21 protein-coding genes are annotated in these 25,615 nt (G+C 71.3%); 11 read left to right on the top strand and 10 right to left on the bottom strand.

What is annotated here, in order from left to right:
* The first annotated feature begins 39 nt into the window (after positions 1 to 39).
* Both ACIA5C_RS38565 and ACIA5C_RS38560 read left to right on the top strand, forming a co-directional pair.
* Positions 40 to 1,515, top strand: a complete 1,476-nt coding sequence (locus ACIA5C_RS38565) for a DHA2 family efflux MFS transporter permease subunit (RefSeq protein WP_396064164.1) — start codon at positions 40 to 42, stop codon at positions 1,513 to 1,515.
* Between the two features lie 9 nt (positions 1,516 to 1,524).
* The gene (locus tag ACIA5C_RS38560) at positions 1,525 to 2,538 is read left to right on the top strand and encodes an NADPH:quinone reductase (RefSeq protein WP_396064162.1); all 1,014 of its coding nucleotides are present in this window, start codon (positions 1,525 to 1,527) and stop codon (positions 2,536 to 2,538) included.
* Here ACIA5C_RS38560 and ACIA5C_RS38555 read toward each other — a convergent pair.
* From ACIA5C_RS38555 to pseB, 6 genes are all read right to left on the bottom strand, one after another.
* Positions 2,525 to 3,532: a PseG/SpsG family protein gene (locus ACIA5C_RS38555; RefSeq protein WP_396064160.1), complete on the bottom strand. Its 1,008-nt coding sequence runs from the start codon at positions 3,530 to 3,532 to the stop codon at positions 2,525 to 2,527. The two genes, ACIA5C_RS38560 and ACIA5C_RS38555, sit on opposite strands and share 14 nt — an antisense overlap.
* The gene (locus ACIA5C_RS38550; protein ID WP_396064637.1) at positions 3,529 to 4,299 is read right to left on the bottom strand and encodes a cytidylyltransferase domain-containing protein; all 771 of its coding nucleotides are present in this window, start codon (positions 4,297 to 4,299) and stop codon (positions 3,529 to 3,531) included. The genes ACIA5C_RS38555 and ACIA5C_RS38550 overlap by 4 nt, the downstream gene beginning before the upstream one ends.
* Entirely contained in the window at positions 4,299 to 5,792 is a 1,494-nt protein-coding gene (locus ACIA5C_RS38545) for a class I SAM-dependent methyltransferase (RefSeq protein WP_396064158.1), read from the bottom strand. The genes ACIA5C_RS38550 and ACIA5C_RS38545 overlap by 1 nt, the downstream gene beginning before the upstream one ends.
* Complete coding sequence (locus tag ACIA5C_RS38540) at positions 5,762 to 6,583, bottom strand: hypothetical protein (RefSeq protein ID WP_396064156.1); 822 nt, start codon at positions 6,581 to 6,583, stop codon at positions 5,762 to 5,764. Before ACIA5C_RS38540 ends, ACIA5C_RS38545 begins: the two co-directional genes overlap by 31 nt.
* Positions 6,584 to 6,587: 4 nt before the next feature.
* Positions 6,588 to 7,709: a DegT/DnrJ/EryC1/StrS family aminotransferase gene (locus tag ACIA5C_RS38535; protein WP_396064635.1), complete on the bottom strand. Its 1,122-nt coding sequence runs from the start codon at positions 7,707 to 7,709 to the stop codon at positions 6,588 to 6,590.
* A 95-nt stretch (positions 7,710 to 7,804) separates the two neighbouring features.
* Positions 7,805 to 8,788, bottom strand: coding sequence for a UDP-N-acetylglucosamine 4,6-dehydratase (inverting) (gene pseB, locus ACIA5C_RS38530; protein WP_396064154.1), 984 nt, complete (start codon positions 8,786 to 8,788; stop codon positions 7,805 to 7,807).
* Positions 8,789 to 9,031: 243 nt separating this feature from the next.
* Here pseB and ACIA5C_RS38525 point away from each other — a divergent pair, with 243 nt between their 5' ends.
* The 7 genes from ACIA5C_RS38525 to ACIA5C_RS38495 are packed head-to-tail and all read left to right on the top strand — an operon-like array spanning position 9,032 to position 18,138.
* Positions 9,032 to 9,277, top strand: coding sequence for an acyl carrier protein (locus ACIA5C_RS38525; RefSeq protein ID WP_396064152.1), 246 nt, complete (start codon positions 9,032 to 9,034; stop codon positions 9,275 to 9,277).
* Positions 9,270 to 10,007 (top strand): SDR family NAD(P)-dependent oxidoreductase, encoded by a 738-nt coding sequence (locus ACIA5C_RS38520; protein ID WP_396064150.1) that lies wholly within the window; start codon positions 9,270 to 9,272, stop codon positions 10,005 to 10,007. The genes ACIA5C_RS38525 and ACIA5C_RS38520 overlap by 8 nt, the downstream gene beginning before the upstream one ends.
* Positions 10,004 to 11,218: an AMP-binding protein gene (locus tag ACIA5C_RS38515; protein ID WP_396064148.1), complete on the top strand. Its 1,215-nt coding sequence runs from the start codon at positions 10,004 to 10,006 to the stop codon at positions 11,216 to 11,218. The genes ACIA5C_RS38520 and ACIA5C_RS38515 overlap by 4 nt, the downstream gene beginning before the upstream one ends.
* A complete protein-coding gene (locus ACIA5C_RS38510; RefSeq protein ID WP_396064146.1) occupies positions 11,215 to 12,249 on the top strand; it encodes an acyl-protein synthetase in 1,035 nt (344 codons plus the stop codon). The genes ACIA5C_RS38515 and ACIA5C_RS38510 overlap by 4 nt, the downstream gene beginning before the upstream one ends.
* A gap of 52 nt (positions 12,250 to 12,301) precedes the next feature.
* Entirely contained in the window at positions 12,302 to 13,513 is a 1,212-nt protein-coding gene (locus ACIA5C_RS38505; RefSeq protein WP_396064144.1) for an acyl-CoA reductase, read from the top strand.
* Between the two features lie 6 nt (positions 13,514 to 13,519).
* Positions 13,520 to 15,832, top strand: coding sequence for a hypothetical protein (locus ACIA5C_RS38500; protein WP_396064142.1), 2,313 nt, complete (start codon positions 13,520 to 13,522; stop codon positions 15,830 to 15,832).
* Positions 15,829 to 18,138, top strand: a complete 2,310-nt coding sequence (locus ACIA5C_RS38495; protein WP_396064140.1) for a hypothetical protein — start codon at positions 15,829 to 15,831, stop codon at positions 18,136 to 18,138. The genes ACIA5C_RS38500 and ACIA5C_RS38495 overlap by 4 nt, the downstream gene beginning before the upstream one ends.
* Here ACIA5C_RS38495 and ACIA5C_RS38490 read toward each other — a convergent pair.
* Complete coding sequence (locus ACIA5C_RS38490) at positions 18,135 to 19,730, bottom strand: methyl-accepting chemotaxis protein (RefSeq protein ID WP_396064137.1); 1,596 nt, start codon at positions 19,728 to 19,730, stop codon at positions 18,135 to 18,137. The genes ACIA5C_RS38495 and ACIA5C_RS38490 overlap by 4 nt on opposite strands.
* A 91-nt stretch (positions 19,731 to 19,821) precedes the next feature.
* Between ACIA5C_RS38490 and ACIA5C_RS38485 the strand changes: the two genes are divergently transcribed.
* Both ACIA5C_RS38485 and ACIA5C_RS38480 read left to right on the top strand, forming a co-directional pair.
* Complete coding sequence (locus tag ACIA5C_RS38485; protein WP_396064135.1) at positions 19,822 to 21,135, top strand: sensor histidine kinase; 1,314 nt, start codon at positions 19,822 to 19,824, stop codon at positions 21,133 to 21,135.
* Between the two features lie 28 nt (positions 21,136 to 21,163).
* Positions 21,164 to 21,808 (top strand): LuxR C-terminal-related transcriptional regulator, encoded by a 645-nt coding sequence (locus ACIA5C_RS38480; protein WP_396064133.1) that lies wholly within the window; start codon positions 21,164 to 21,166, stop codon positions 21,806 to 21,808.
* Positions 21,809 to 22,015: 207 nt separating this feature from the next.
* Here ACIA5C_RS38480 and ACIA5C_RS38475 read toward each other — a convergent pair whose 3' ends face one another.
* Genes ACIA5C_RS38475 through ACIA5C_RS38465 form a run of 3 tightly spaced genes read right to left on the bottom strand, consistent with a single transcriptional unit; the run spans position 22,016 to position 25,586 of the window.
* Positions 22,016 to 23,056, bottom strand: a complete 1,041-nt coding sequence (locus tag ACIA5C_RS38475) for a hypothetical protein (protein WP_396064131.1) — start codon at positions 23,054 to 23,056, stop codon at positions 22,016 to 22,018.
* Entirely contained in the window at positions 23,053 to 24,057 is a 1,005-nt protein-coding gene (locus tag ACIA5C_RS38470) for a hypothetical protein (RefSeq protein ID WP_396064129.1), read from the bottom strand. Before ACIA5C_RS38470 ends, ACIA5C_RS38475 begins: the two co-directional genes overlap by 4 nt.
* Complete coding sequence (locus ACIA5C_RS38465) at positions 24,009 to 25,586, bottom strand: hypothetical protein (protein ID WP_396064126.1); 1,578 nt, start codon at positions 25,584 to 25,586, stop codon at positions 24,009 to 24,011. The genes ACIA5C_RS38470 and ACIA5C_RS38465 overlap by 49 nt, the downstream gene beginning before the upstream one ends.
* Positions 25,587 to 25,615: the final 29 nt, after the last annotated feature.

The raw sequence follows: 25,615 nt of genomic DNA, 5'->3' as shown, positions 1-25,615 counted from the left end.
GAGGGAAAGAAAGCGGGAAACGGGCGTAGCGTCGGCGCCATGGATGATCGCCTGGTCCGTTACGGCACCGCCCCCGGTCGCTGGGTTCTGCTCGCGACCGTGCTCGGTTCGAGCCTCGCGTTCATCGACGCGACCGTCGTCAACATCGCGCTACCGATGATCGGCCGCGACCTGCACTCGTCGGCCGCCGGTCTGCAGTGGACGGTCAACGGCTACGCGCTCAGCCTGGCCGCCCTGGTCCTGCTCGGCGGCTCGCTGGGCGACCGGTTCGGCCGCAAGCGGATCTTCATGATCGGCGTGGCCTGGTTCGCCGCGTCGTCCCTGCTCTGCGGCCTCGCCCCGAACATCGGCCTGCTGGTCGGCGCCCGGGTGCTGCAGGGCATCGGCGGTGCGCTGCTCACGCCGGGCGCGCTGGCCATCCTCGAGGCGTCGTTCGTGGCCGGCGACCGCTCGCGGGCGATCGGCGCCTGGTCGGGGCTCGGCGGCATCGGCGGCGCGCTCGGCCCGTTCCTCGGCGGCTGGCTGGTCGAACTGGGCAACTGGCGTTACATCTTCCTGATCAACGTGCCGCTGGCGCTTTTCGTGCTGGCGGTGGCGGCCCGGCACGTACCGGAGTCGCGCAGTCCGATGGCGGCGCAGAAGTTCGACGTGGCGGGCGTGCTCACCGGTGCGGTCGGGCTGGGCGGACTCACGTACGGCTTCACCGCCTGGACCGCTCGCGGGCCGGGCGATCCCGCGGTTTTGATCTCGCTGCTGGTCGGCGTGGCCGGCCTCGTCGCGTTCGTGCTCGGCGAGCGGTACTCGAAACACCCGATGCTGCCGCTGGAGATCTTCCGGAGCAAGGCGTTCAGCGGCGCCAACCTGGTCACGCTGCTGGTCTATGCGGCCAACGGCGGCGTCTTCTTCCTGGTCGTGGTCAACTTGCAGGTGGTCGCCGGGTTCAGCCCGCTGACCAGCGGCATCGCGCTGCTGCCGGTGACCGTGCTGATGCTGCTGCTGTCGGCCCGCTCGGGCGCGCTCGGCCAGAAGATCGGTCCGCGCATCCCGATGACCGTCGGACCGATCGTCTGCGCGGTCGCCCTGCTGCTGATGAGCCGGATCGGGCCGGGCGCCAACTACGTGACCGCGGTGCTGCCGGCCGTCATCATCTTCGGTCTCGGGTTGTGCGCGCTGGTCGCGCCGCTCACGTCGACCGCTCTCGGCTCGCTCGACGACATGCACGCCGGCATCGCCTCGGGGGTCAACAACGCGGTCGCCCGGGCGGCCGGCCTGCTGTCGGTGGCGATCCTGCCGCTGGCCGCCGGGCTCGGTTCGGGCAATCTGACCGTCGCGGCCGATCTGCACCCGGTCTATCGCCACTCGATGCTGATCTGCGCCGCGATGATGGTCGCCGGGGGCGTGCTGGCCTTCCTCACGATCCCCAACCGGCTCGCCAAGCACGACGTCGACCCGGTGAAGACGTACTGCGATCCGTGCAGTCCGCCGGTCCACCCGCGCGACCGCCAATCGGCTTAGGGTTGGAGCATGCGCGCAGCCGTCTTCACCGAGCCCGGTCCCGTCGATGTCCTGAAGATCGTCGAACGCGAGATGCCGCCGGTCGGACCCGGCGAGGTCCGGGTGCGGATCGTGCTTTCCGCGGTCAACCCGACCGACACCGGCACCCGGGCCGGCCGCGGCGTGCCCGACGGCGTGCAGCCGCCGCGGGTGCCCGACCAGGACGGCTCCGGCGTCGTCGACGAGATCGGCGAGGGCGTCACCGGCCTGCAGCCGGGCGACCGGGTCTGGGTCTGGGACGCCGGTTACGGCCGGGCGGACGGCACGCTCCAGGAGTACGTGACGATGCCGCGCCGCCAGGTCGTGCGGATGAACGACGACGTGCCGTTCGAGGTCGGTGCCGACCTGGGCATCCCGGCCCTGACCGCGCACCGTTGCCTGACCGTCGCCTCGGACGGGCCGGACCGGCTCGCCCCGGGCGCGCTGGCCGGCCGCACCGTGCTGGTCGCGGGCGGGGCGGGCGCGGTCGGCAACGCCGCGATCCAGCTCGCCAAGTGGGCCGGCGCCACCGTGCTGACCACGGTCAGCTCCAAGGAGAAGGCCGATCTGGCGTCCGCGGCCGGCGCCGACGCGGTGATCAACTACCGCGAGGAAGACCTGGCGGCCCGGGTGCGCGAGCTGGCACCAGGCGGGGCCAACGTGATCGTCGAGGTGAACACCGACAACCTCGAGGCCGACATCGACGCGATCGCGCCGGGCGGCAACATCGCGATCTACGTGGGCGGCAAGTTCTCGGTGCCGTCGTTCAAGGCGATGCTGAAGAACGTCAGCCTCGATTTCGTGCTGACCTACACGACCACCGACGCCGAGAAGGACGCGGCGGTCGCGGCGGTCGCCGAGGCGGTCAACGCGGGCGCGTTCCGGGTCGGCGAGCAGGCCGGGCTGCCGATCGTGCGGTTCGGTTTCGAGCAGGCCGGTGACGCGCACGCCGCGGTCGAGCAGCACGTCACCGGCAAAGTGGTGATCGAGATCAGCGAAGGCTGAGGAGCAGGGCGTCGGCGACCCGCTCGACGCCCCGACCGTCCACCGCTCCCCACGCCCGCGCCGCCAGCGCGCTCCGCGAACCGGGCCGGGTCAGCAGTTCCCGCAGCACGTCGACCGACCGGTCGGTGAACTGCCCGAGCCGGCCCAGCCCGGCCGCGTAGCCGTGCGCGATCGTCCGCTCGTACCCCTGAATCTGGTTGTCGACCACCCAGACCAGTGCCGACGCGAGGCCGAGGCAGAGCAGTTCCCAGGTCGACGTGCCGCTGGCGCTGACCGCGAGGTCGGCGCCGGCCAGAAGCTCGGGCAGGTCGTCGGTCGGCGCGATGATCTCGAAGTGCTGGCCCGGCCCGGCTTCGACCGCGAGCAGGTCGGCGCGCAGGCTGTCGTCGGCCGCCACCACGGTCGCGTCGAAGGCGGCCCCGGTCGCGACGAGCAGGCGGGCGATCTGCGGAGCGGCGCGGTAGGCGTCGGTGCCGCCGAAGAAGGCGATCACCTTGGGAGTACGCGACGAGAGGTGCGTGGAGGCGTCGATCGGCCGCAGTCGCCGCACCGACGTGCGCAGCAGCGCATAGTCCAGCCCGGCCAGGCCGATCGCGTCCGGGACGTCGATCGCCGCGTCCAAATTCTGGTCGACGTAGATGTCGGCGCTCTGGCCCCGGAAGCCACCGTCCACGATGGCCAGAACCGGTCGTCCCGTTCGGCGCACCGCGGCGCTGTGCTCCGGCGGCAGGGTGTACGAGTCGACCACCAGCGCGTCCAGCCGGAGCCGATCGCACGCCGCGACCAGTGCCGCCGGGTCGCGCGGCGCCGGATGCCCGGGCAGGCCGCGGCGGGTGAGCTGGTGCTCGGCCCAGGCGAGGCCGCCAAGGTCGCTGAGAAACTTCACCGCCACGCCGCGCTCGACCAGTTCCTCGGCGAGCGCGACACAGCGCACCAGATGCCCGACGCCGCGCTGGGCCCCGGCGTCGGCCCGGATCCCGACCGTAACGGTCATGCCTGGGTGAGGACCTTCTGCTCGACGTGCGCATTGAGGAGCACCAGATCCGGCTGGCCGGCGAGCCAATCGGCGAGTTCGCGTACCTCGACCGGCTCGTCGCCGAAGTGGCCGATGATCGCCTCGATCAGCTTCCAGTCGTCCTCGGTGTCGAGGGTCAGCCGCAGGTGCGAGAGGTCGGGCTGCATGGTCAGCCCGATCACGTCGAACTCGTCCGCGTGGGTGTAGATGTACGAGGTCACGTGGGTGCGGTGGTGCTCGGTGGCGAGCGTGTCGATGCCCCTGAGGACGGGCGCACGCACGATCTCGACATCGAGCCCGCGGGGCAGCGTGCGCGCGATCGAGGTCGTCAGGTAGTCGACGCCCGCCGCGTCGAAGACCCGCGCGGCCATCGCGACCAGGCGCGAATCGAGCAGCGGGCAGTCGGCCGTGAACCGCATGACGTTGTCGCAGTCGCGGGTCCCGAGCACGCCGAGGAACCGGCTCAGCACGTCGTCGACCGGGCCGCGGTAGCACTCGACGCCGATTGCCGCGCACTCCACCTCGACCGCGTCGTCGATCGCCTCGGTGGTGGTGGCCACCACCAGGTCGTCGAGGGCGCCGCTGGCCCGGGCCGCGCGCACCACGCGGTCGAGCACCGTGCGCCCGGCCAGCTTGCGCAGCACTTTGCCGGGCAGCCGCGTGGAGCCCATCCGGGCCTGGATTATGCCCAGATTGGCAGCCTTCAGGCTTTTCTGGGTGGCGGGTGGGGCGGCGGCTGGGGTCATCATTTTCCTTTGCGGAGGTGGTTGCGTGCCGTGCGCGCGGCCCGGAAGCCGAGCCGCGCGACGCGGTAGGAGAGGTGGCCGCTGAAGGCTTCGATCTTGATAAGGGCGTCGGCGAGCTGGTCGTCGCGCTTGGCGAGCTCGTCCTCGTACCACTGCACCTGCGAGGCGGCATCGGCGAGCTGCCGATGCAGCGCCCGGATCTGCTCCTCGTGCTCCCGGCGGGAGTCGGGCGCCGGTGAAACGTCCGCCGCAGCCGGCCTCGGGGTGCCGTCCGGCCCGGCCGCGCCGCGCAGGATCGCGGTGAGGGTGTCGAGGTCGGTGACGGCCGGCCACGGGTGGGGGTAGGCCCCGCCGAGCAGGGTCTGCCCGAACCGGCGCAGGGGGTCGGCCGATTCGGGGGCCGCCGGGTTGAGCGGGGCGAAACGATCGTGGTCGACGAGCACGTTGTCGGCGGTCGCGTGGGGGAGCGCGGCCATCCAGCCGGTCAGCAGCCGGCGCAGCCCCGGCAGGTCGTGCCGCAGAGCCGCTCCGAGCAGCAGTTCCTCGAGCAGACGGCCGGCCGGCAGCGGAGTCCAGCGGCCTTCACCGTCCGGGCCTGCCTCGACGACCGATTCCCCGCCGAGCAGCACCGGGGCGATCAGGGCCGGTGGCAGGTCGAGGACCATGGTCGGGCGGGGCGCACGGTAGGCGACGACCAGCCAGGCGGCGGCCAGCTCGGCACCGAGGCCGCCGCGCACGGCCGCGGCGGCCAGCCGCCGGGGATCGGAGAGCACGCTCCTTTTTTCGTACGCGCGGGCGACCGCGCTCGCCGCCATCGCGGCCAAGGCGTCGACCGGCCCGTCCTCGAGCGCGTTCGGGGTGGCGATGAGGGCCGGCGCGTCCGGAAGAGGCCAGGCCGCGCCCAGCCAGTCGACGGTCAGGCCGGCGGCGGCGAGCCGGGCGGCCAGGCGGCTCGGGTGGCCCGGCTTGGTGTCGAACTCGCCGAGCGGCTGCCAGGCCGCGTCGTCCCTGGCCGCGGTCGCGGGGCCCGGGTCGACCAGCCGGTGCACGCCGAGCTCGTTCTCGACCGCGAGCAGCAGCAGGCCGCCCGGGCGCAAAGTCCGCTTGAGCGCCTGGAGGGTCTCCGACCAGTCGTACTGCGGGCCCTCGGGCGAGCAGAGCCGGTCGAGGCCGTCCAGCGCGACGACCACGTCGTACCGTTCGACGTCGGTGAGCTTGGAGATCGTGCCGCACTGCACGCTGACGCCCCGGCCGTCCAGCTCGATCGCGTCCGGCTGCGCGCGCAGCAGGCAGGTCACCGTGGCCCGGGCCGCGAGAGCTTCGACCAGATCGCCGGCGTGCGGACCGGCGACCAGCACGTCCGCCCCGGGCGGCAGCCGGTCGAGCAGGTAGCCGTAGAGCACGCCGCCGGCCGGCGGCCGCACCTCGGTGAAGGCGGGCATCTCCCCGCCGATCATCCGGATCATGCCGTCGCCGCCCGCTCGTCGCCCCACCCGATCATGATGCGCAGCTCCTCCGGCGAGGCGAGGTAACCTTCGCCGAGCTCGGCCAGGGCGACCGCGCGAGCCGCCTCCGGGTCGGGGTGGGTGCCGTGCAGCTCCGGCCACTGCCGGCGGATGCGGTCGGCGGTCGGGCGGTGCTCGTGCTGCAGGCGCATCGGGTCGCCGTAGACCGCGGGGGCGCAGCCGGCCGCCACGCCGTAGAAGACCGCGCTGCTCAACCGGTTGGAGGCGACGCGCTCGTGCCGGCGCAACTCGTCGAGCTGGTGGTGCAGGAACCGGGTCTCGGTGTCGCGGAAGCGGAAGCCGCGGTAGCCGTGGCAGATTACCCGGCCGGCTTTCTCGTACGCGGACCGGATGCGGTCGTTGCGGAACTCGTGCCAGTAGAGGCAGAACGTGATCGGCCCCGGCTCGGTGTCGGCGATCTCGGCGATCATCCGCTGGTGGTCGCCCTTGACGTACTGGCCTTCCCAGCCGTGGAACGGGTACCAGATGGTGCCCTTCCGTTCGTTCTTCGCCGGCGGGGTCATGTGCAGCAGATAGAGGAAGGGCGCGCCGACCACCGTCGCGTGCCGCCGGCCCATCGACCAGGCCCGGCGGCGGGTCTGCTCCGACCACACGAAGATCGGCCGGCCCGGCAGGTACGGCGTACCCTCGCCGAGCCCGTCCTCCACGTTCCACCCGTGCTGCAGATAGCCGTTGATCCGGGGCGGATTTTCCCGGTCCAGGCCGCAGTACTCCGCCAGCACGTGGGCGTGGCCGTAGAAGTGGTTGCCGTGGTGCACCCGGCTAACTCCCCAGAACGATGCGCAGCGCCTCGACGACGCGGTCCTGGTCGGCGTCGGTGAGGTCGTAGAAGAGCGGCAGCGACAGCTCCTCGGCGTAGAAGGCCTCGGCGACCGGGCACATGCCACGCCGGTATCCGAGGTCTTCGAACATCGGGTGCCAGTAGACCGGGATGTAATTGACCTGCACGAGGATGCCCTGCGCGCGGAGCCGGTCGTAGACCTCGCGGCGGCGGCCGCCGAGCACCCGCACCGGGTAGAGGTGGCGCATCGGGTCGACGCCGTCGCGCTGCACCGGCAGGCGCAGGCCGGGCACGCCGGCGAGCAGCTTGTCGTAGCGGGCCGTCAGCTGCTGGCGGCGGCCTTTGAAGGCGGCGATCCGGCGCAGCTGGGAGCTGCCGAGCGCGCAGAGCACGTCGGGCAGCCGGTAGTTGAGCCCGAATCCCTGCACCTCGTAGTACCAGCCGCCCTCGTCGGGATGCCGGAGCCGGTCGCGGTCGCGGACCATGCCGATGTTGCGGAAGGTGCGCGCCCGGTCGAGCAGGTCGGGGCGGGTCGAGGCGACCGCGCCGCCCTCGGCCGTGGTCAGGTTCTTGGTCGGGAAGAAGCTGAACGTGGTGAGGTCGGCAAGCGTGCCGACCGGCCGCCCGTGGTACGTCGAGCCGATCGCGTGCGCGGCGTCGCCGATCACGACCGCGTCGACCCGCTCGGCGATCTTGCGGAGGACGTCGTACTCGGCCGGGTGGCCGGCGTAGTCGACCGCGCCGATCGCCCGGGTCTTCTCACTGACCAGCGCCTCGACGGCGGCCGGGTCGATGTTGGCGGTCTCGTCCTCGACGTCGGCGAACAGCACCGTGGCGCCGTGCAGCATCGCGGTCGACGCGGTGGCCACGAACGTCATCGGGGTGGTGACGACCTCGTCGCCCGGACCGACCCCGGCCGCCGCGTACGCGGTGTGCAGCGCGGTCGTGCCGTTGGTGACGGTGACCGCGGGCGCACCGGCGACCGCCGCGATGTCGGCCTCGAAGTCGGCGACCCGCGGGCCGGTCGTGAGCCAGTCGCTGGTCAGGGCCGCGACCACGGCCTCGACGTCGGACGGGTCGATGGACTGCCGCCCGTACGGCAGGTTTGAACTTTTTTCAACGTGGCGAGAGATCCCGTGCCCGGCGGCGGACGACGGCCCGGAGTCTGTTCGCCCGAAGTCAGGTTGAAAAAGGTTCACTACTTCTTCTCCTCGAGCAGCTTGCGCATGTCGTCGATGGAGAGCCACAGGTCGTTGTTGTCCGACCGGTAGTTGAAGCCGTCCGGCACCTCTTCGCCGCCGGTCGGGGTCTCGTAGCCCCAGCTCGCGACCACCGGCTGCACCACGTAGCGGTCGGGGAAGCGTAGCGTCCGGCGGCTGTCGTCGGAGGCGATCATCTCCTCGTGCAGCTTCTCGCCCGGGCGGATGCCGGTCTCGTGGGTCGCCGAGTCGGGCGCGACGGCCTCGACCAGGTCCATGATCCGCATGCTCGGGATGCGCGGCACGAACAGTTCGCCGCCCCGCATGGTGCCGAACGAGTCGACGACGAACTTCACGGCCTGGGGAAGGGTGATCCAGAAGCGGGTCATGCGCTTGTCGGTGATCGGCAGGCTCTTGCCGTCGGCGGCGAGCTTGCGGAACAGCGGGACGACCGAGCCGCGGCTGCCCATCACGTTGCCGTACCGGACGACCGAGAACCGGGTCGGGTGGGTGGCGGCGTAGTGGTTGCCGGCGATGAACGACTTGTCGGCGACCAGCTTGGTGGCGCCGTACAGGTTGATCGGGCTGGACGCCTTGTCGGTGGAGAGCGCGACGACCTTCTTGACGCCGGCGTCGATCGCGGCGTCGATCACGTTCTGTGAGCCGTTGATGTTGGTGGCGACGAACTCGGAGGGGTTGTACTCCGCGGTGTCGACCTGCTTGAGGGCGGCCGCGTGCACCAGGTAGTCGACGCCGTGCATGGCCCGCGCCAGCCGTTCCCGGTCGCGGATGTCGCCCAGGAAGAATCGGATCCGCTTGTCGTCGCCGAACATCTGGCGGACCTCGTACTGCTTCAACTCGTCCCGGGAGAAGACGACGATCCGCTGCGGGTCGAGGTGGGTCAGCGCGTAATCCAGGAACGCCTTCCCGAACGAACCGGTGGCTCCGGTGACGAGGATCGAGGATCCACTGATTTCAGACACGATAGGGCTCCCGGGGGTGGGCAAGAAAGCTAGCCTTCAGTCCGCTTTAGGGCGGCGGTTGGGGCGGTCGCATGGGTACGAGGCGGAAGCATAACCAGCTCCGGAGCCATTTCCAGGGCGGATGAAAAACGCCAGCACGCGTTCATATCTCGTTCAACTTACCGTGGTCGGGTAGACCATGAGGCTGTAAGAAAGTAGTAGTCCTCTGTCCCCGTCGAACCCACCCCTTCTTGGAGTCACCCCGTGATTGAGCTGCAGAGACTGCGTGACGCGTTCCGCACCGCCCTCGACCTCGAGGCGGACGCGCCCGTGGACGACCTGCACTATCAAGACAACGAGAAGTGGGATTCGCTGGCGCACATGTCCTTGATTGCGACCCTCGAAGATGAATTCGGGGTTATGATCGACACGGACGACGTGATCAACTTGTCCAGCTTTGCCGAGGCCGTACGAATTCTCGGTAAATACGGGGTGTCGTTCGATGAGTGATCGGGTTGCCCTTGTCACCGGGGCTTCCCGCGGTATTGGTTTCGCTACCGCAGTCCGGCTTGCCGGCAACGGTTATGACCTCATGCTGCACGGCCATCGGGCCGAGGCGGTCACGGAAGCGGCCGAGACGATTACCGAGAAGTACGGCGTGACAGTTCTCACCGCGCACGGCGACATTGCCGACCCGGCCACGAGCAAGGCGCTCATGCAGGTCGCCTTTGCGAACTTCAAGCGCCTCGACGCCCTCGTCGTCAACGCCGGCACGCACGCGGCCGGCCTGCTCGGCATGACCGACGACGCGACGATCCAGCGACTCTTCGCGGTCAACGCGGCCGGTGCGGCGTACACCTTGCGCGGTGCGGCCCGGCTGCTGACCCGCGGGAGCAACCCCGCGGTGGTCCTGGTGTCCTCGATCACCGGGACCCGCGGCATCGCCGGCCAGACCGTCTACGCCGCGTCGAAGGCCGCCGTGGCGGGCCTGGCCCGCTCGGCGGCCAAGGAGTGGGGGCCGCAGGGCATCCGGGTGAACGCCGTCGAACCGGGGTTCATCGCCACCGACATGCTCGACTCGCTCGACGAGAAGGGCCGCGCCGAGCGCATCGCCGACACCGCCCTCGGGCGGCTCGGTGATCCCGGCGAGGTGGCCGACGTCATCGTGTTCCTCCTCTCCGACCAGGCCCGCTTCGTCACCGGTCAGGTGGTCGGGGTGGACGGAGGCTTGTCGCTGTGAATCTGCTCCATCCCGCGGCCCGCGTCATCGACGCGGTGACCGGCGAGACCCTGACCGAAGCGCTGATCGAGGCCGAGGCGGCCGCGCTGGCCGGCGAGACGATCGTCATCCTGCCGATCGAGACGACGGTCGCGTCGATCGCGCGTTACCTGGCCGCGCTCCGCCTCGGCAAGCCGGTGCTGCTGCTCGATCCGGACGGCGGCCACAACCAGTTCGCCGAGCGGTTCCGGACCGATGAGGTGCACCCCGACCTGGCGCTGCTGCTGACCACCAGCGGCTCGACCGGCAACCCCAAGCTGGTGCGGCTCTCGCGTACGGCGGTGCTGACCAACGCCGAGCAGATCGCCGAGGCGCTGGGCATCGACGGCAACGAGGTCGCGATCACGACGCTGCCGCTCTTCTACTCGTACGGTCTCTCGGTCCTGAATTCGCACCTGGTCCGCGGCGCGACGGTCGTGCTCGAGCGCACCGGCATCATGCAGCGCACCTTCTGGAACGCGGCGGTCGACCACCAGGTGACCTCGATGGCCTTCGTGCCCTCGCAGTACGAGATGCTGCGGCGCCTGCGCTTCGACCCGGCGAAATATCCGGCGCTGCGCACACTCACCCAGGCCGGCGGCCGGCTGCGCACCGAGCGGGTCACCGAGTTCGCCGACAAGATGGCGACCGTCGGCGGCAAGCTCTTCGTGATGTACGGCCAGACCGAGGCCGGCCCCCGCATGGCGACGCTGCCCGCGGACCGGCTCGCCGACAAGCTCGGCTCGGTTGGCCGAGCGCTGCCCGGCGGGGAGTTCACCATCTCCGACGAAGAGGTCGTCTACCGCGGTGCCAACGTGATGATGGGGTACGCCGAGACCGGCGCCGACCTGGCCAAAGGCGACGAACAGGGCGGCGTGCTGCGCACCGGCGACCTGGGCCGGCTCGACGACGAGGGCTTCCTGTTCATCACCGGCCGGCTCAAGCGGATGGCCAAGGTCTTCGGTGTCCGCATCAACCTCGACGACGTCGAGAAGAACTTCCCGGTCGCGGCCGTCGCGGGGGACGACAAGCTGGTCGTCTTCACCGACGACGCCGACGCCTCCGCTCTCCGCAGCAAGATCGCCGAGTGGCTCGGCACCCACCACACCGGCGTGGTCGTGCACCCCATCGAGGCGCTGCCCCTGCTGCCCAACGGCAAGACCGACTACCGGGCCCTGGAGGCGTCGCTGTGAGTGTCTTCACCCTGAGTCAGGCGGAGAAGGAAAAAGTGCTGCTCGAGCAGCTTTCCGGGCTCGTCGAGCACCATCGGGAGCGGTGCGAGCCGTACGCCCGGATCCTCGCCGCCAACGGTTACACCGGCGCCGACTCGGTCGCCGATCTCCCTTGGCTGCCCGTACGCCTGTTCAAGAACCTCGACCTGAAAAGCATCGACGACGACGAGGTCTTCAAGGTCCTCACGTCGAGCGGCACCACCGGCGAGGTCAGCAAGATCTACCTCGACAAGGCGGCCGCCGCCACGCAGACCAGGCAGCTGGCCGCCACCGTGCAGACCGTGCTCGGCCCCAAGCGGCTGCCGATGCTGCTGGTCGACACCAAGGCGATGCTGAAGGACCGTAGGTCGTTCAGCGCCCGGGGCGCGGGGGTGCTCGGCATGTCGACGTTCGGGCGTGACCACGTCTGGGCGCTCGATGACGACGGCCATGTTGATCTTGATAAGATTCGCGCCTTCCTGGAGAAGCACGGCGACGAGCCGTTCCTGATCTTCGGCTTCACCTTCATGGTGTGGCTGCACCTCTACGAGGTCGCGATCGACAACGGGCTCGACCTCAGCAACGGCATCCTGATCCACTCGGGCGGCTGGAAGAAGCTGATCGACCAGGCGGTGTCGCCGGAGGAGTTCCGGCGCCGGCTGGCCGGTGTGGGCCTGACCCGCACCCACAACTTCTACGGCATGGTCGAGCAGATCGGCACCATCTTCCTGGAGGGGCCGCCCGGTGGCTCGCTGTACTGCCCGGACTTCGCGGACGTGGTGGTTCGCGACCCGCAGACCTGGGCGGAGCTCCCGCCCGGCCAACCGGGCCTCCTCGAGGTGGTGAGCACGCTCCCCACGTCCTATCCGGGGCACGTGCTGCTCACCGAGGACCTCGGCGTGGTGCACGGGATCGACGACGGGGACTGGCCGGGCAAGCACTTCTCGGTGCTCGGGCGGCTGCCGCGGGCCGAGGCGCGCGGGTGCTCCGACACGTACAAGGAGGCGGCATGACCGACTGCACCGGAGAAGGCGCAGCGTACGTAGGGCCGGGAGGGCACGCCCGATGAAGCACAGCGTGAACGGCGTACGTTTCCGGTTCGGGGCCGAGATTGACCTCACCGCACCCGCTCGGCCGGAGGATCGTCTCACCGTCGGTGACCCGCGGGTCGTCGACTTCCTCAGCAAGCTGGCCCGCAAACTGCTCGCCCCGGCCGTCGCCCGGCGGCACCCGGAACTGGGCTCGCTCGGCTACTTCATGCGTCCGGCCGAGCTCACCCGGGCCGTCACCCGGATGCGGCGCGAGGACGCCTTCGTCTTCCCGCGCGGCAACGTCTTCCACGTGCCGCCCGCCAACGTCGACACGATCTTCGTGTATTCGTGGGCGCTGTCCGCGCTGGCCGGCAACCACAACGTCGTGCGCATCTCCGAGCGTTCGGCGACCGCGGCCGACACGATCCTGGAGGCGCTCAACGCCACGCTGGCCGACGCCGACCCGGTGATCGGCCGCACCCAGCGCATGATCACGTACGGCCGGGACGACGCGGTCACCGCCGCCCTGAGCCAGTGGTGCGACCTGCGGGTGATCTGGGGTGGCGACGCCGCGGTCACGACGATCCGCAGGCAGCCGCTGCGGCCGTCCGGGCGCGACCTGACCTTCCCCGACCGCACTTCCTGGGCCGCGCTGTCGGTCGCCGGCTGGCGGGCCGCCGATCCGGCCGCGCGGCGCCAGGCCGTGGTCGGGTTCTCCAACGACGCGTACTGGTTCGACCAGGCCGCCTGCTCCTCGCCCCGCACGGTGTTCCTGGTCGGTGCGAACAGCGAGGACGTACGCGAGGAGTTCCTGACCCTGCTGCTGGATGTCGTCGGGCAGCGGGGCTGGGAGGTCGACGCGGCGATGGCGGTCGAGAAGCGGGTCAACGCGTACGGGATGGCCGCCACCGGTGCGGTCACCCGGATGGATTTCCCGGCCAACACGGTGACCTCGATGTCGCTGGCCGCCGTGCCGGACGCGCCGCGGCACTGGATCGGTGCCGGCGCCTTCCCGTTCGCCGAGGTGGGCTCCCTGCTCGACCTGGTGCCGGCGATGAACCGGCAGGACCAGACCTTCAGCCACTTCGGCTTCGCGCCGGAGGAGTTGCAGGCGTTCGCGATCGCGCTCGGCGGACGCGGGGTGGATCGGATCGTGCCGTTCGGTCAGGCGCTGACCTTCGGCGCGATCTGGGACGGCTACGACCTGCCGCGTGAATTCACGCGCTTGACCGTTCTGCAGAACTGACGGGCAATGACCTCCACGGGGCAAATCGACAAGAAGGTCGCGGATGTGCCGGCGGAGGTCTCGCCGCCGGCCGACCTGTCTCGTCCACTGAGGACTTTCTGGGCGCTGCTTCCGTGGCTGGTCGCCGCCGCAGTGGCCGGCGGCGTCCTGCACCACTACGGCACCCCGGAACGGGACACCGCCGGCTACGCCGTCTATCTCACGCTGGCCGTGGTCGCGCCGGGCACGCTGGTCTTCCGCGCGCTCTGGGGGAGCCGGGGCAACCTGCCCGAGGACCTCGGTCTCGGCGCGGCCACCGGCTTGGTGGTGCAACTGGCCGGCTGGGCGCTCGGCGCGGCCACCGGCCTGCACCTGATCCCGACGATCTGGCCGCTGCTGATCCTGGCCCTCTTCGCCGCCCTGCCACGGCTGCGTCGGCACTGGAGGATCGCCGAGCCGGCGCCACTGCCACTCGTCTGGTCGTGGGCGATGGCGGCGGTGCTGATCCTGCTGGCGTTCTGGACCGCGGCGCAGTTCGCGATCACGCCGCTGCCGCCGGTCACCGCCCAGCTCTACCCGGACCTCTATTACCACCTCGCGCTGGTGCACGAGATGATGCGCTCGACGCCGTTCCAGGTGCCTCAACTGGCCGGCGACACCCTGCGCTACCACTACCTGTCGGACGCCGACATGGCCGCGGCGAGCCTGGTCACGCACATCGCGCCGTCGACCGTGTTCCTGCGGCTCTGGATCCTGCCGGTGCTGTCGGCGGCCGCGATGTCGATTGCGGCGCTCACCCGTACGGTCGCCCCGCGCTGGTGGGCCGGCCCGGTGGCCGCCGCGGTGGCCTTCGGCGGGGAACCCCTGTTCGGCACCTCTCCGATCCAGGTGATCGGCGACTCCACGATCGCCCTGGCCAGCCCGTCCCAGGCCTACGCGATGCCGCTGCTGGCGCTGTTCGTGCTGGTCGCGGTCCAGAGGCTCGGCGGCCGCCGGTGGGCCGCCGGCCGGGTCGGATGGGTGGCGCCACCGGTGCTGGCGGTGGCCTGCGCGGGTGCCAAGTCGAGCGCCCTGCCGCCGCTGCTCGCCGGGCTGGTGCTGGCCGGCGCCTACCTGTGGTGGCGGCGCCGGTCGGCGCCGTGGGCCGCCGTGGGCCTGGTGGCCTCGGTCGGATTCGGGATGGCCGTCGGTTACCGGCTCTTCGCCGGTGGCGGCGCGGGCACCCTGGGCGTGCAGCCGCTCAGCCTGCTCCGCTGGATGGAGCCGTACTCCGAGACCCTGGGCCGCCACGACGGCGTGTCGCCGGGCGGCCTGTTCCCGCCCGGGATGCAGCATGCCGGCGCGGCCGGGCGGTGGTTCGTCGCGCTGGTGGTGGTGTGGTTCCTGCTCATGCAGGCGCCGCGGCTGATCGGGCTGTTCGTGCCGGACCGCGACGGCGACCCGGCGCCGTGGCTGCTCGGCGGCATGATCGTGGCCGGCATGGCCGCCGCGCTGTTCTTCTGGCACCCCTCCGCGAGCCAGGTCTACTTCCTCTCCGGCGCGGTGCCGTTCGGGGTGGTGCTGGCCGTACGGGCGGTGGCCCGGCGCAGCCGCGGTTGGCGGGTGCTGGTCGCCGGGGTGGCGGCCGGGGGCCTGTGGACGGTGTTCGGCCTCAAATTCAATCCGCCCGACGTCGCGACCCTCCATAGTTGGACCGTGGCTCTCGTCGTTCCGGCGCTGGTCGCCGCCGGGATCGCGGTGGTTCTCTCGGCCGTCGCGGTGGTGATCTGGCGGCGCCGGGCGCTGCGAGCGCTGCCGGTGGCGCTGCTGGCCGCCGTGCTGGCGGGCAGCATGGCGAGCGGCGCCGAGAACATCGCCCGCGAGGTGCACGCCCGGCGAGGCCCGACGCCGCTGCGGGTCGAGGTCACCGCGACCGAGATGCGGGCCGCGCTGTGGCTGAACGACCACGCCGGGCCCGACGACGTGGTCGCCACCAACGTGCACTGCATGCCGATGAACTTCCGGACGTGCGACGCGCGTGCGTTCTGGGTCGCCGGGCTGGGCGGCCGGCGCAGCTACGTGGAGAGCTGGGCCTATTCCGACCAGACGGTCGCGGCGAACGGGACGAACAACTTGAAGTACTTCTTCCAGCCCGCGCCGTACCCGGACCGGTACGCGGTCAACCAGCAGGCCTTCACCACCGGCGATCCGGCCGCGGTGGCCCGCCTGCACGCGGCCGGTGTGCGGTGGCTCTTCGCCGACACCCGGGCCGGGATGGTGGCGCCCGGTCTCGCCGGCCTGGCCCATCTCAGCTACACCGCCGGACCCGTGACGATCTACGACCTGGGACGTGTTGCGTGAGCCTGCTTGCTGAGCGCGCGGTGGGGCTCCCCACCGGCGAGACGACTTCGGGCGTACGCCGGCGATGGCCCTGGGCACTGCTGCCGTGGCTGCTCCCGGCCGCGGCGTGGGCGTACGGCGTGCTGCATTTCGGCACCCCGGCCTGCGACGTCGCCGTCTACGCGATTTATCTGGCCGTCGCGCTCGTGCTGCCCGGCACGCTGGTGCACCGGGCCCTGCGGGGAAGCCGGGGCAACCTGCCCGAGGACCTCGGGCTGGGGTCGGCCACCGGCCTGTTCGTGCTGATCATCGGGTGGGTGCTCTGCGCGGCCACCGGGCTGCAGGTGCTGCTCCCGGCCTGGCCGCTGCTGGTCATCGCGCTGTTCGTGGCGGTGCCGAAGCTGCGGCGGCACTGGCGGATCCGGCCCGACGAGCGCCGCCCGCTGCCGGTCGCCTGGTCCTGGATCATGGCGGCCGCCGCGCTTGCCCTGGTGGCGGCGACCTGGACGTTCTGGCGGACCACCCCGCTGCCGCCGGCGACCGTCACCTATTACCAGGACCTCATGTACCACCTGGCCCTGGTGCACGAGATGACCCGGTCGATGCCGTTCCAGGTGCCCCAGCTGGCCGGGGACACCCTGCGCTACCACTACCTGTCCGACGCCGACATGGCCGCGGCCAGCATGATCACCCATATCCCACCGGCCACCGTGATGTTCCGGCTCTGGATCGTCCCGATCGGGGTGAGCGCGACTCTGGTCTGCGCGGCGATCACCCGCGAGCTGACCGGCAAGTGGTGGGCGGGCGCGCTCGGCGGCGCCGCCTCGCTGCTGGCGTTCCCGCTGCTGCTGGGCTCGGCGACCGACGCGTCCGGTGGGTTCGCGCTGTCCTACCTCAGCCCGTCCCAGTCGTACGCGCTGCCGCTGTTCGGCCTGCTCATCGCGATCGCCCTGGACGTGTTGCGGGGGCGCCGGCTGGGCTGGGCCTGGGCGGTGGTGCTCCCGCTGGCGCTGGCCTGCTCGGGCGCGAAGGAGAGCACGCTGCCGCCGTTCGTGGCCGGTCTGGTGCTTGCCCTGCTCGTATTGCTGCTGCGGCACCGCGATCGGCTGCGGGCCGGCCTGCTGCTGCTCGGGCTGACCCTGCTGGCGATGCTGATCGGGCTCAAAATCTTCGCCGGGGGCGGCGCGAGCGTTCTGACCCTGCAGCCGTTCGCGATCCTCTACTGGGTGGCGCCCTATTCCAAGACCTACGGCATACACGACCGGGCCACCGGCGACACCTTCCTGCCACCCGGCATCGCCGACCACGGCGCGACCGGGCTGGCCTTCGGGCTGGGGCTGTTCGCGTGGTGGGCGCTGCTCCAGTCGCCGCGCCTGTTCGGGCTCGTCGGACTGCCCCGGCGGCGCATCCGTACCGATCCGGCGGCGTGGCTGCTCGCCGGCATCGGGGTGGCCGGGACCGGCGGGATGTGGCTGCTCTGGCACCCGTCGGCCAGCCAGATCTACTTCTACCTCTGCGCGGTGCCGTTCGTGACGCTGCTGACCGTCTGGTTGCTGGCCGATCAGGCTCGCGGCTGGCGGCCGGTGGTGGCCGGCCTGGTCGCCGGGGCGCTGTGGTCGATCTTCGCGCCGGCCGGCCCGCGGCCCCGGCACAACTGGCCCCACGAGTGGGCCTGGGCACTCGCCGAGCCGCTGCTGCTGACCGCGGGCGTGGCGGTGGCGGTCGCGCTCGTGGTGCTGCTCGTCTGGCGGCTCGCAACCGGCCGCTTCGCCTGGCGGGCGGTCCCGGCCGGGCTGACCGCGGCGATCCTCGGCGCGGGCCTGGCCGCCGCCGTGGCTCCGCAGGTGAGAACCGATCTGCACGGCCGGCCGAACCGGCCCAACCCGGAGAAGGCGATCGGCGCCGACGAGATGCGGGCCGCGCTCTGGCTGGGCGACCACTCCGGGCGCGACGACGTGATCGCCACCAACGTGCACTGCCAGCGGGTGCCCCGGGCCAAGGTGTGCGACGCCCGGGCGTTCTGGGTCGTCGGCATCTCCGGCCGCCGGGCGCTGGTGGAGAGCTGGGGCTACACCGATCAGGCGGTGGCCGCGAACAACCTGAACGGCCTGCGCTACATGTTGCAGCCGGCCCCCTACCCGGACCGGTTCGGGCTCAACGAGCGGGTCTTCGCCCAGGGCGACGCGGCCGACGTGGAACGGTTAGGGCGCGACTATCACGTGCGCTGGCTCTTCGCCGACGCCCGCACGAGCCCGGTCTCGGCCGCCCTGGACCGCGTCTGCCACCTGCGGTACCGGTCCGGCCCGGTCAGCGTCTACGAGCTTTAGATCCGGAAGGCGGCGACCGTCGTCCGCAGCTCGGCCGCGGTGGTGGCCAGCTCGGCGGCGGTCGTCGAGGTCCGGGTGGCGCCGGCGGTCACCTGCTGGGCGGCCTCGGTGACCCCGTGGATGTTCTCGGCGATGCTCGACGAGCCCTCGGCCGCCTCGCTCACGCTGCGGGCGATCTCGTTGGTGGTGGCGGTCTGCTCCTCGACCGCCGAGGCGATCGTGGTGGTGTAGTCGCTGATCGTCGAGATCACCGTGGCGATCCGGCCGATCGCGCCCACCGCGCCGTCGCTTTCGACCTGGATGGCGGCCACCTGGGCGGTGATCTGCTCGGTCGCCTTGGCCGTCTCCTGGGCCAGGTCCTTGACCTCGGAGGCGACCACCGCGAAACCCTTGCCCGCCTCACCGGCCCGCGCGGCTTCGATTGTCGCGTTGAGCGCCAGCAGGTTGGTCTGCTCGGCGATCGAGGTGATCAGGGCGACCACGGTGCTGATCTGGTTCGACGCCTCGCCCAGCTTGGCCACGCCGGCGTTGGTCTCGGCCGCGGTCCGCGCGGCGTCGGCGGCCACCCCGGCCGCCTCGCCGGCGTTGCCGGCGATCTCCCGGATCGAGGCGCCCATCTCCTCGGCCCCGGCGGAGATGGCGCGTACGCCGTCGCTGACCCGGTCGGCCGAGTCGGACACCGTGCTCACCTGGGCCGACGCCTCCTCGGCCGAGGCGGACAGCTGGGCCGAGACGGCGGAGAGGCGGTCGGACGCCGAGGCCAGCAGGTCGGAACTGCCGTGCACCTTGCCGACCATGGTGCCGACCGCGGCCGCGGTGCGGTTGAGGGTGTCCGAGAGCCGGCCGATCTCGTCCTTGCTCTCCACCGGGATGCGGGTGGTGAGGTCGCCCCGGCCGATCCGGTCGAGCGCGGCCACGCACCGGCCGAGCGGTCCCACGATGAGCCGGGCGATGCCGGCGGCCAGCCCGATCCCGACCACTGCGCTGGCCACCAGCAGCACGATCACCCAGATCTTGGTCGACTGGTAGCGGCTCTCGGCGGTGTTCTCCTGGGCCGCGGCGTCGGCCACGGTTCGGGTGGAGAGGCTGGTCAGGGCCGTGCGTACGGTCGCCATCAGCGGGGCCACCTGGCTCGCGCGTACGGCATCGAGGCGGGCCCGGCCGGCCCGGCCGGCCAACGGCAGGACCTGGTTCTGCAGCACCGTGAGATAGCGCGCCCAGTCGGCGTCGAAGGAGGCGACGTCGGCCGCGGCGGCGGTGCTGAGCGGGTAGCTCCGATAGGTCGCCGCGTCCTGGTCGACCTGGGCCCGGGCCGCGGTGAGCGCGGTGCCGGCCGAGTCGCGGGCCGCCTGGTCGGAAGCCAGCAGGTAGTCGTCGGCCGCGAGCCAGGCCTGATTGACCGCGCTGTGCAGTGCTCCTATCGCATCGAGTTCTTGACTGTGCCGGTAGACGGTCTTCACCTGCCGGTTGGTCGCGCTGAGGCTGTCGAGCGCCCACAGCCCGTCGAAGACGCTGAAAAATGCGACGATCAGCACCGCGATCATGATTTTGGTGCCGACTCGGCGATCGGTCAGAGGACGCAACCAGCTCATGCTTCCACAAAATCACAACCGGGTTGAGCCGGTGGTCGGGTTAACCCTACTGTCGGTCGGGCGGTAAGCGGGATCGGAAGGAGGGGCTCCGATGCCTACGGTCAATGACATGACCACGACCTACGCCGACTTCGCTCCGAGCCGGCCGCTGCGGATGCTTCGCCAGCTCGGCATCGACACGCAGTACGCGCTGCTCGGATTCCCCCTGGGCATCCTCACCGTCGCGCTCCTGCTCCCGTTCTTCTTCCTCGGCCTGGGCACGACGGTGATCTGGATCGGCATCGTGATCATGCCCGCCACGCTGATCATGGCGCGTGGCTTCGCCGCCGTCGAGCGGGCCCGCATCCGCCCGGTGCTGCACCGCGACATGCCGCACCCCTACTACAAGAAGCGCAAGGACGCCGGCTGGGTGCGGCGCATGATCACCCCGCTCACCGACGGGCAGGCGTGGCTCGACCTGGTGCACGGCGCGTTCCGCTTCATCCCGAGCACGATCGCTTTCATCTTCACCGTGACCTGGTGGGCGGGCGCGCTGGGCGGCCTCAGCTGGTCGCTCTGGGGGTGGGCGACGCTGGGAGAGGGCAACGACGGCCTGCCCGAACTGCTCGGCTTCAACTCCGACTACACCACCGACGTCGTCTTCTACCTGATCATCGGCGCGTTCTTCGCGGTCACGCTCTACCCGGTGGTGCGCGGGGTGGCGCTGCTCGAGGCGTTGTTCGCCCGGGGCCTGCTCAGCGGGGTCAACGAACTGCGCACCCAGGTCGCCGAGGCCAACGCGGCCCGCGAGGTGGCCCAGGCGCAGAAGGCGGCCGCGGTATCGGCCGAGGCGACCGCGCTGCGCAAGCTCGAGCGGGACATCCACGACGGCCCCCAGCAGCGGCTGGTCCGCCTGGCGATGGACCTCGGCCGGGCCGAGCAGCAGTTCGCCACCAACCCCGAGGCGGCCCGGGCGACCCTCGCCGAGGCGCTCACCCAGACCCGCGAAACCCTCGACGAGCTGCGGGCGTTGTCCCGCGGCATCGCCCCGCCGATCCTGGTCGACCGGGGGCTCCAGGCCGCGCTGACCGCCCTGGCCGGCCGCTGCACCGTCCCGGTCGACCTCGACGCGCCGATCGTGGAGCGCCTCGACCCGGCCGTCGAGTCGACCGCCTACTTCGTGGTCGCCGAGTCGCTGACCAACGTCGCCAAGCACAGCCGGGCCGGCGAGGTGCAGGTGAGCGTGCAGCGGCTCGCCACCGGCCTGCTCGTCTCGGTCAGCGACGACGGCATCGGCGGGGCCAGCCTGGCCAAGGGGCACGGGCTCGCCGGGCTCGACGACCGGGTGCGGGCGGCCGGCGGGGTGCTCTCGCTCGACAGCCCCGAGGGCGAAGGCACGCGCATCACGGCGGCCCTGCCCCTCTGAGAGGGCTCTCATCTGACAGCATGGCGGCATGCGTGTGGTGATTGCCGACGATGCGGTGCTGCTGCGTGAGGGTCTGATCAGGCTCGTCGAGGAGAACGGCCACACGGTGGTGGAGGCCGTCGGCGACGGGCCTTCCCTCGTACGCGCGGTGGTCGCGCACCGGCCCGACGTGTCCATCGTGGATGTTCGGATGCCGCCCTCGCACACCGACGAGGGCCTCCGGGCGGCGGTCGAGGCCCGCTCCCAGGTGCCCGGCAGCCCGATCCTGGTGCTCTCGCAGTACGTCGAGGTGTCGTACGCCGACGATCTGCTGGCCGACCGCCGCGGCGCCGTCGGCTACCTGCTCAAGGACCGGGTCGCCCAGGTCGCCGACTTCCTCGACGGGCTGGCCCGGGTGGCCGACGGCGGCACGGTGCTCGACCCCGAGGTGGTCGGCCAGTTGCTGGTGCGGCGGCGCCGCGACGACCCGCTGCGTAACCTCACACCGCGCGAGCGCGAGGTGCTGGAGCGGATGGCCGAGGGTCTCTCCAACACCGCGATCGCCCGCAAGCTGGTGGTCACCGAGGGCGCGGTCGAGAAGCACGTGCGCAACATCTTCACCAAGCTCGACCTGCATCAGGACGAGGAGCAGCACCGGCGGGTGCTGGCCGTGCTGGCGTATCTCCGCCCGTAACAGGTGCGTGGGCGGCCGGGACGGGCGTGGCGGCTGCGTGGGCGGCCGGGACGGGCGTGGCGGCGCTCGTCCCGGCCGCGTCATGCGTCCTGGCCAGGGCGACCGCGCTGGGGTGCGGCGCCGGGGGCAAGTTTCGCCAGGACAGTGGGGCAATGCTCACGTCCACTGTAGGCGTTGATCTTGCCCGCCGCGCCGCGGGTCCCCGTTTCAGCCCAGTGAGCAGCACTTTCCGTCCGGCCGGGAGCCGGTCATGATCGAGCGCAACTCGACCCCGGCGGCCTGTTCGACCACGATCGGTGACCACGAGTCGCCACTGCCGGTGCCGTTGATCGAGCAGTCCCGGATCAGCGCGTCCCGATAGGTCAGCACGCTGACCACGCCGTCGACCTCGCTGCGGCCCCATCCGGCGACGCGTACGCCGTAGCGCGGCCCGTTCCAGTCGACGCAGCAGTCCGCGATCTCGATGCGCGACCCGATGTCGACGGCCAGGCTGGCCGAGTGGGTGTCCTCGGCGTAGGCCGACGGCACGAACCGGTTGGTGTTGTCGCCGGGCAGCAGCCGGAAGCCCATCTCGACGTCGCGCAGGCAGGCGCCGCTGACCCGTACGTCGTGGACCGAGCTCAGATAGAAGCCCTCGATCGCGTCGCGCACCCGCAGGTCGGTGAGCGTCAGCTGATGCGGGTGGAAGGTCGGCCCGACGATCGACGACACGTCCGCCCCGACCGCGCCCCAGTGCACCGCCACCGCCGTGTAGCCGCCACGGACCAGCACGTCGTGCACGGTGATCTCGCGGACCGCGCCCATGATCGCGATGCAGTTGGCGTGCCGTTCGCCGGGCCGCGTGACGAGCACCCGGCGCACGTCCACGCGCTGGATCCACTCCGGCATCGACTCGTACAGGTAGTCGCCGATGGTGATCGCGGTGCCGCGGTCGCCGCCGTGCTCGCCCGGGTCGGCGGGCGGCGGCTTCAGTCCGAGGTCGCTGATCGTGACGTCGGAGCCGAGCACGTGCAGGATCGGGTGGCCGGTGCGGCCGGCCGACACCAGCGTGCCGGCCGGTGCCTCGGCGGCCGGGTCGACCGTCTCGGCGCCCCGGATCGTCCACCCGGAGGGCACCCGCAGGCCGTCGGTGATCGTCCATTCGCCGCGCGGCACTTCCAGCTCGCCACCGCGATGGGCGTCCAGGGTCTGTTGGAGCACCCGCCGGTTGTCGTCGGCGTCCGAGGTGAGCGCCGGGCGGTGGGTCATCGCGTGGTCACCACCCGGCAGGACACGCCCGGATGGGCGCGGTCGAGGCCGACCAGGACCGGCGCACCGGGCGGCGGGTCGAGCTTCACGTCGAGGCTGCCGGAGCGGCGTCCGACGATCGAGACGTCGACCGGTTCGCCGTTGCTCAGATCGACCGCCCGCACACCCAGGCTGCTGCCGGGCCGGTCCGGTTTGACCCGGGAGCCGGCGCTCACGGCCACCCGGCGGGCCATCCGGCCCGCCTTGAAAACGGCCCGGGCGGGCGTACGCCTCGTGATCCTGCCGGTGGGCGTGCGCGGCAGGGGCGGAGCGTACTCGACCGTGTCGACGTCGAGGCGGAACGAGCTCGGCCCGTCCGGCGGCAGCAGGGCCAGGTCACAGTTGGTGGGCCGGTAGGCGAACCGCACCGGCTCGCCGTCACCCTGCTCGCGCACCGTGATCCGGTCGATCCGCAGGCCCAGCGCCGACTGCCGGGACAACCGGCCCTCGGCCCACGGCGGGCGCGGCGCCTCGGCCAGTTCGACGACGAGCAGCCCGTCGCGGTCGAGTTCGCCGGCGGTCAGGTCGAAACCGATCTCCACAATCGAGTTGGTCGCCCGGCGCCACGCCTGCCGGCGGGCCAGAAGCGCGGCGCCCTTCAGGTCGCCCTGGGCCCGCACGAGCACGAGCCGCGGGCGCTCCGGGGTCAGCCGCGGCGGCCGCACCCGGTCGGACCACCAGCGGGTGCTCATGTCGTCGAGCTGGATCGTGACCGCCACGTGTACCGGCCGGCCGGTGCCCCGCACCTTGAGCGCCACCGCGCCGAAGTCGCCCGTCGCCCGGCCGACGATCGCGGTGCCACGGATCACCTGGTCGACGATGCACAGGCCCTCGTCGCGCCCGCTGGTCACCTCGACCGGCAGCTCAAGGGTGTGGCGGGGCTCGTCGTACTTGGTGGCGAACCAGGAGCCGATCATGCCGACCAGTCCGTCCGGGTCAGCATCGGCTCGTGCCGGTTCCACATGCGCTCGACGGTCTCGAACAGCGGGTCGGCGTCGCTCTCGATGTGCCGGAATGTCGCCCGGATCGACTTGAGCAACACGTCGGCCGGCCAGACCTCCCACTGCGGCACCACCGGCGTGACGACGTCGGTGCCGCTGCGGTAGAGCCACAGCCAGAGCCGGGCCCGCTCGACCTGCTCGGGCGTGACCAGCTCGATGCCCTCCCGGATCTGGTTGATGCTCTGCTCGAGGGTCTTGAAGTACTGCTCCTGGTCGTCGACCACGGTGGACAGGCCGCACGAGCTCCACTCCGACCAGCCGGCCTGGATCACCGGGATGCCGTACGCCGGGAGCTCGTTGCTGACGCTGCCGCGAACCGTGACGCCGAGGTCGGTGAGGCTCCACAGCGCGTTCTTGCTGAACGCGGTGCTCGGCCGGAAGACCATGTGATCTTCCTTCTTGTACTCCCTGGCCAGCGACGTGAAGAAGCCGGTCGAGTCGTAGAGCGCCTGGCTCGGGTGTTCCAGGAACAGCCACTGCGCCTCGCGGTGCTTGGCCGCCCAGGCGGCGGTGTCGGCGAACCAGTCGGCCAGGCTGGGGAACAGCTCGCGGTTGGTGCCCAGCGCGTCACTGACGGCGTGGTTGTAAACGGTGATGATCGGGCGGTCGGCGTCGAAGCCCAGTCGGGTCACCGCGCTGCGGCGCAGTTGCTTGCGCTCGTCCGGGTTGTTGAGGTCGACCGACGCCGCCGCCCCGCCCCGCCACCAGCTCGGCCGGCCCAGGTTGACCTTGGACCGCCACGCGATCAGCTCGGCCGCGTCGCGCAACTTGTCGCGCCGGGACCACACCTGACGCTCGAAGGTGTCGCCGATCTGGCGCGTCAGTTCCTCGCGGAAGGTGCCGGTGTGGGTGTCGTTCTCGGGGAACAGCCCGTACGCCTTGAAACAGCCGGTCTGCTGGGTGTGGATGATCGGCACGCGGTGGTCGCGGGCCGCCTCGGCCGCCAGGCCCCACTGGTCGTAGTCGACGTGGCTGGTGACCAGCGCTACCACGTTCTGTTCCATCTGCTGCTCGTAGAAGTGCTTGAGCGTCGCCGCGTACGCCAGGCGCTGCCGATAATCGGCCCGGCTCTGATAGTCGGCCGGAAGCCGCGGCACTTTGGCCAGGCGGCAGTAGGTAGCGTCGGCGTACGCGGTGACCACCTCGTCGACCGGGGCGGGCGCGCTGCCGCGCACGATGTCCCAGACGTCGATCGTCTCGGACGCGCCGAACGCCTCGGCGATCTGCCGGACCAGCCCGATGTCGAACGCCGTCCACAGCGTCTTCTTCCAGGCGGCCTCGACACCTGTGAAAACGACCATCCGGGCCGGCCGGATCCTGCGGATGGCGTTCGCGAACGCCAGGTTCCGCAGGGTCACGCGAATGTCCTGATGGAAGGCCTCGACCAGGATGACCGCGTCGTCGGTCGGCCGGGGGAGGTTCTTTTCCCAGTAGACAGTCGCCGACTCCAGGAACACCTGCAGTTCCTTGGGGTTCGCAATGAGCCACACGGTGACTTGGTGCCTTTCTTGACGTCGAA

This window comes from Actinoplanes sp. NPDC051343 (genome assembly GCF_044455125.1).
In the GTDB taxonomy this organism is placed as follows: Bacteria; Actinomycetota; Actinomycetes; order Mycobacteriales; family Micromonosporaceae; genus Actinoplanes.
The sequence above is the reverse complement of the archived record's forward strand: the minus strand, read 5'-3'. Positions and strand labels throughout refer to the sequence as shown.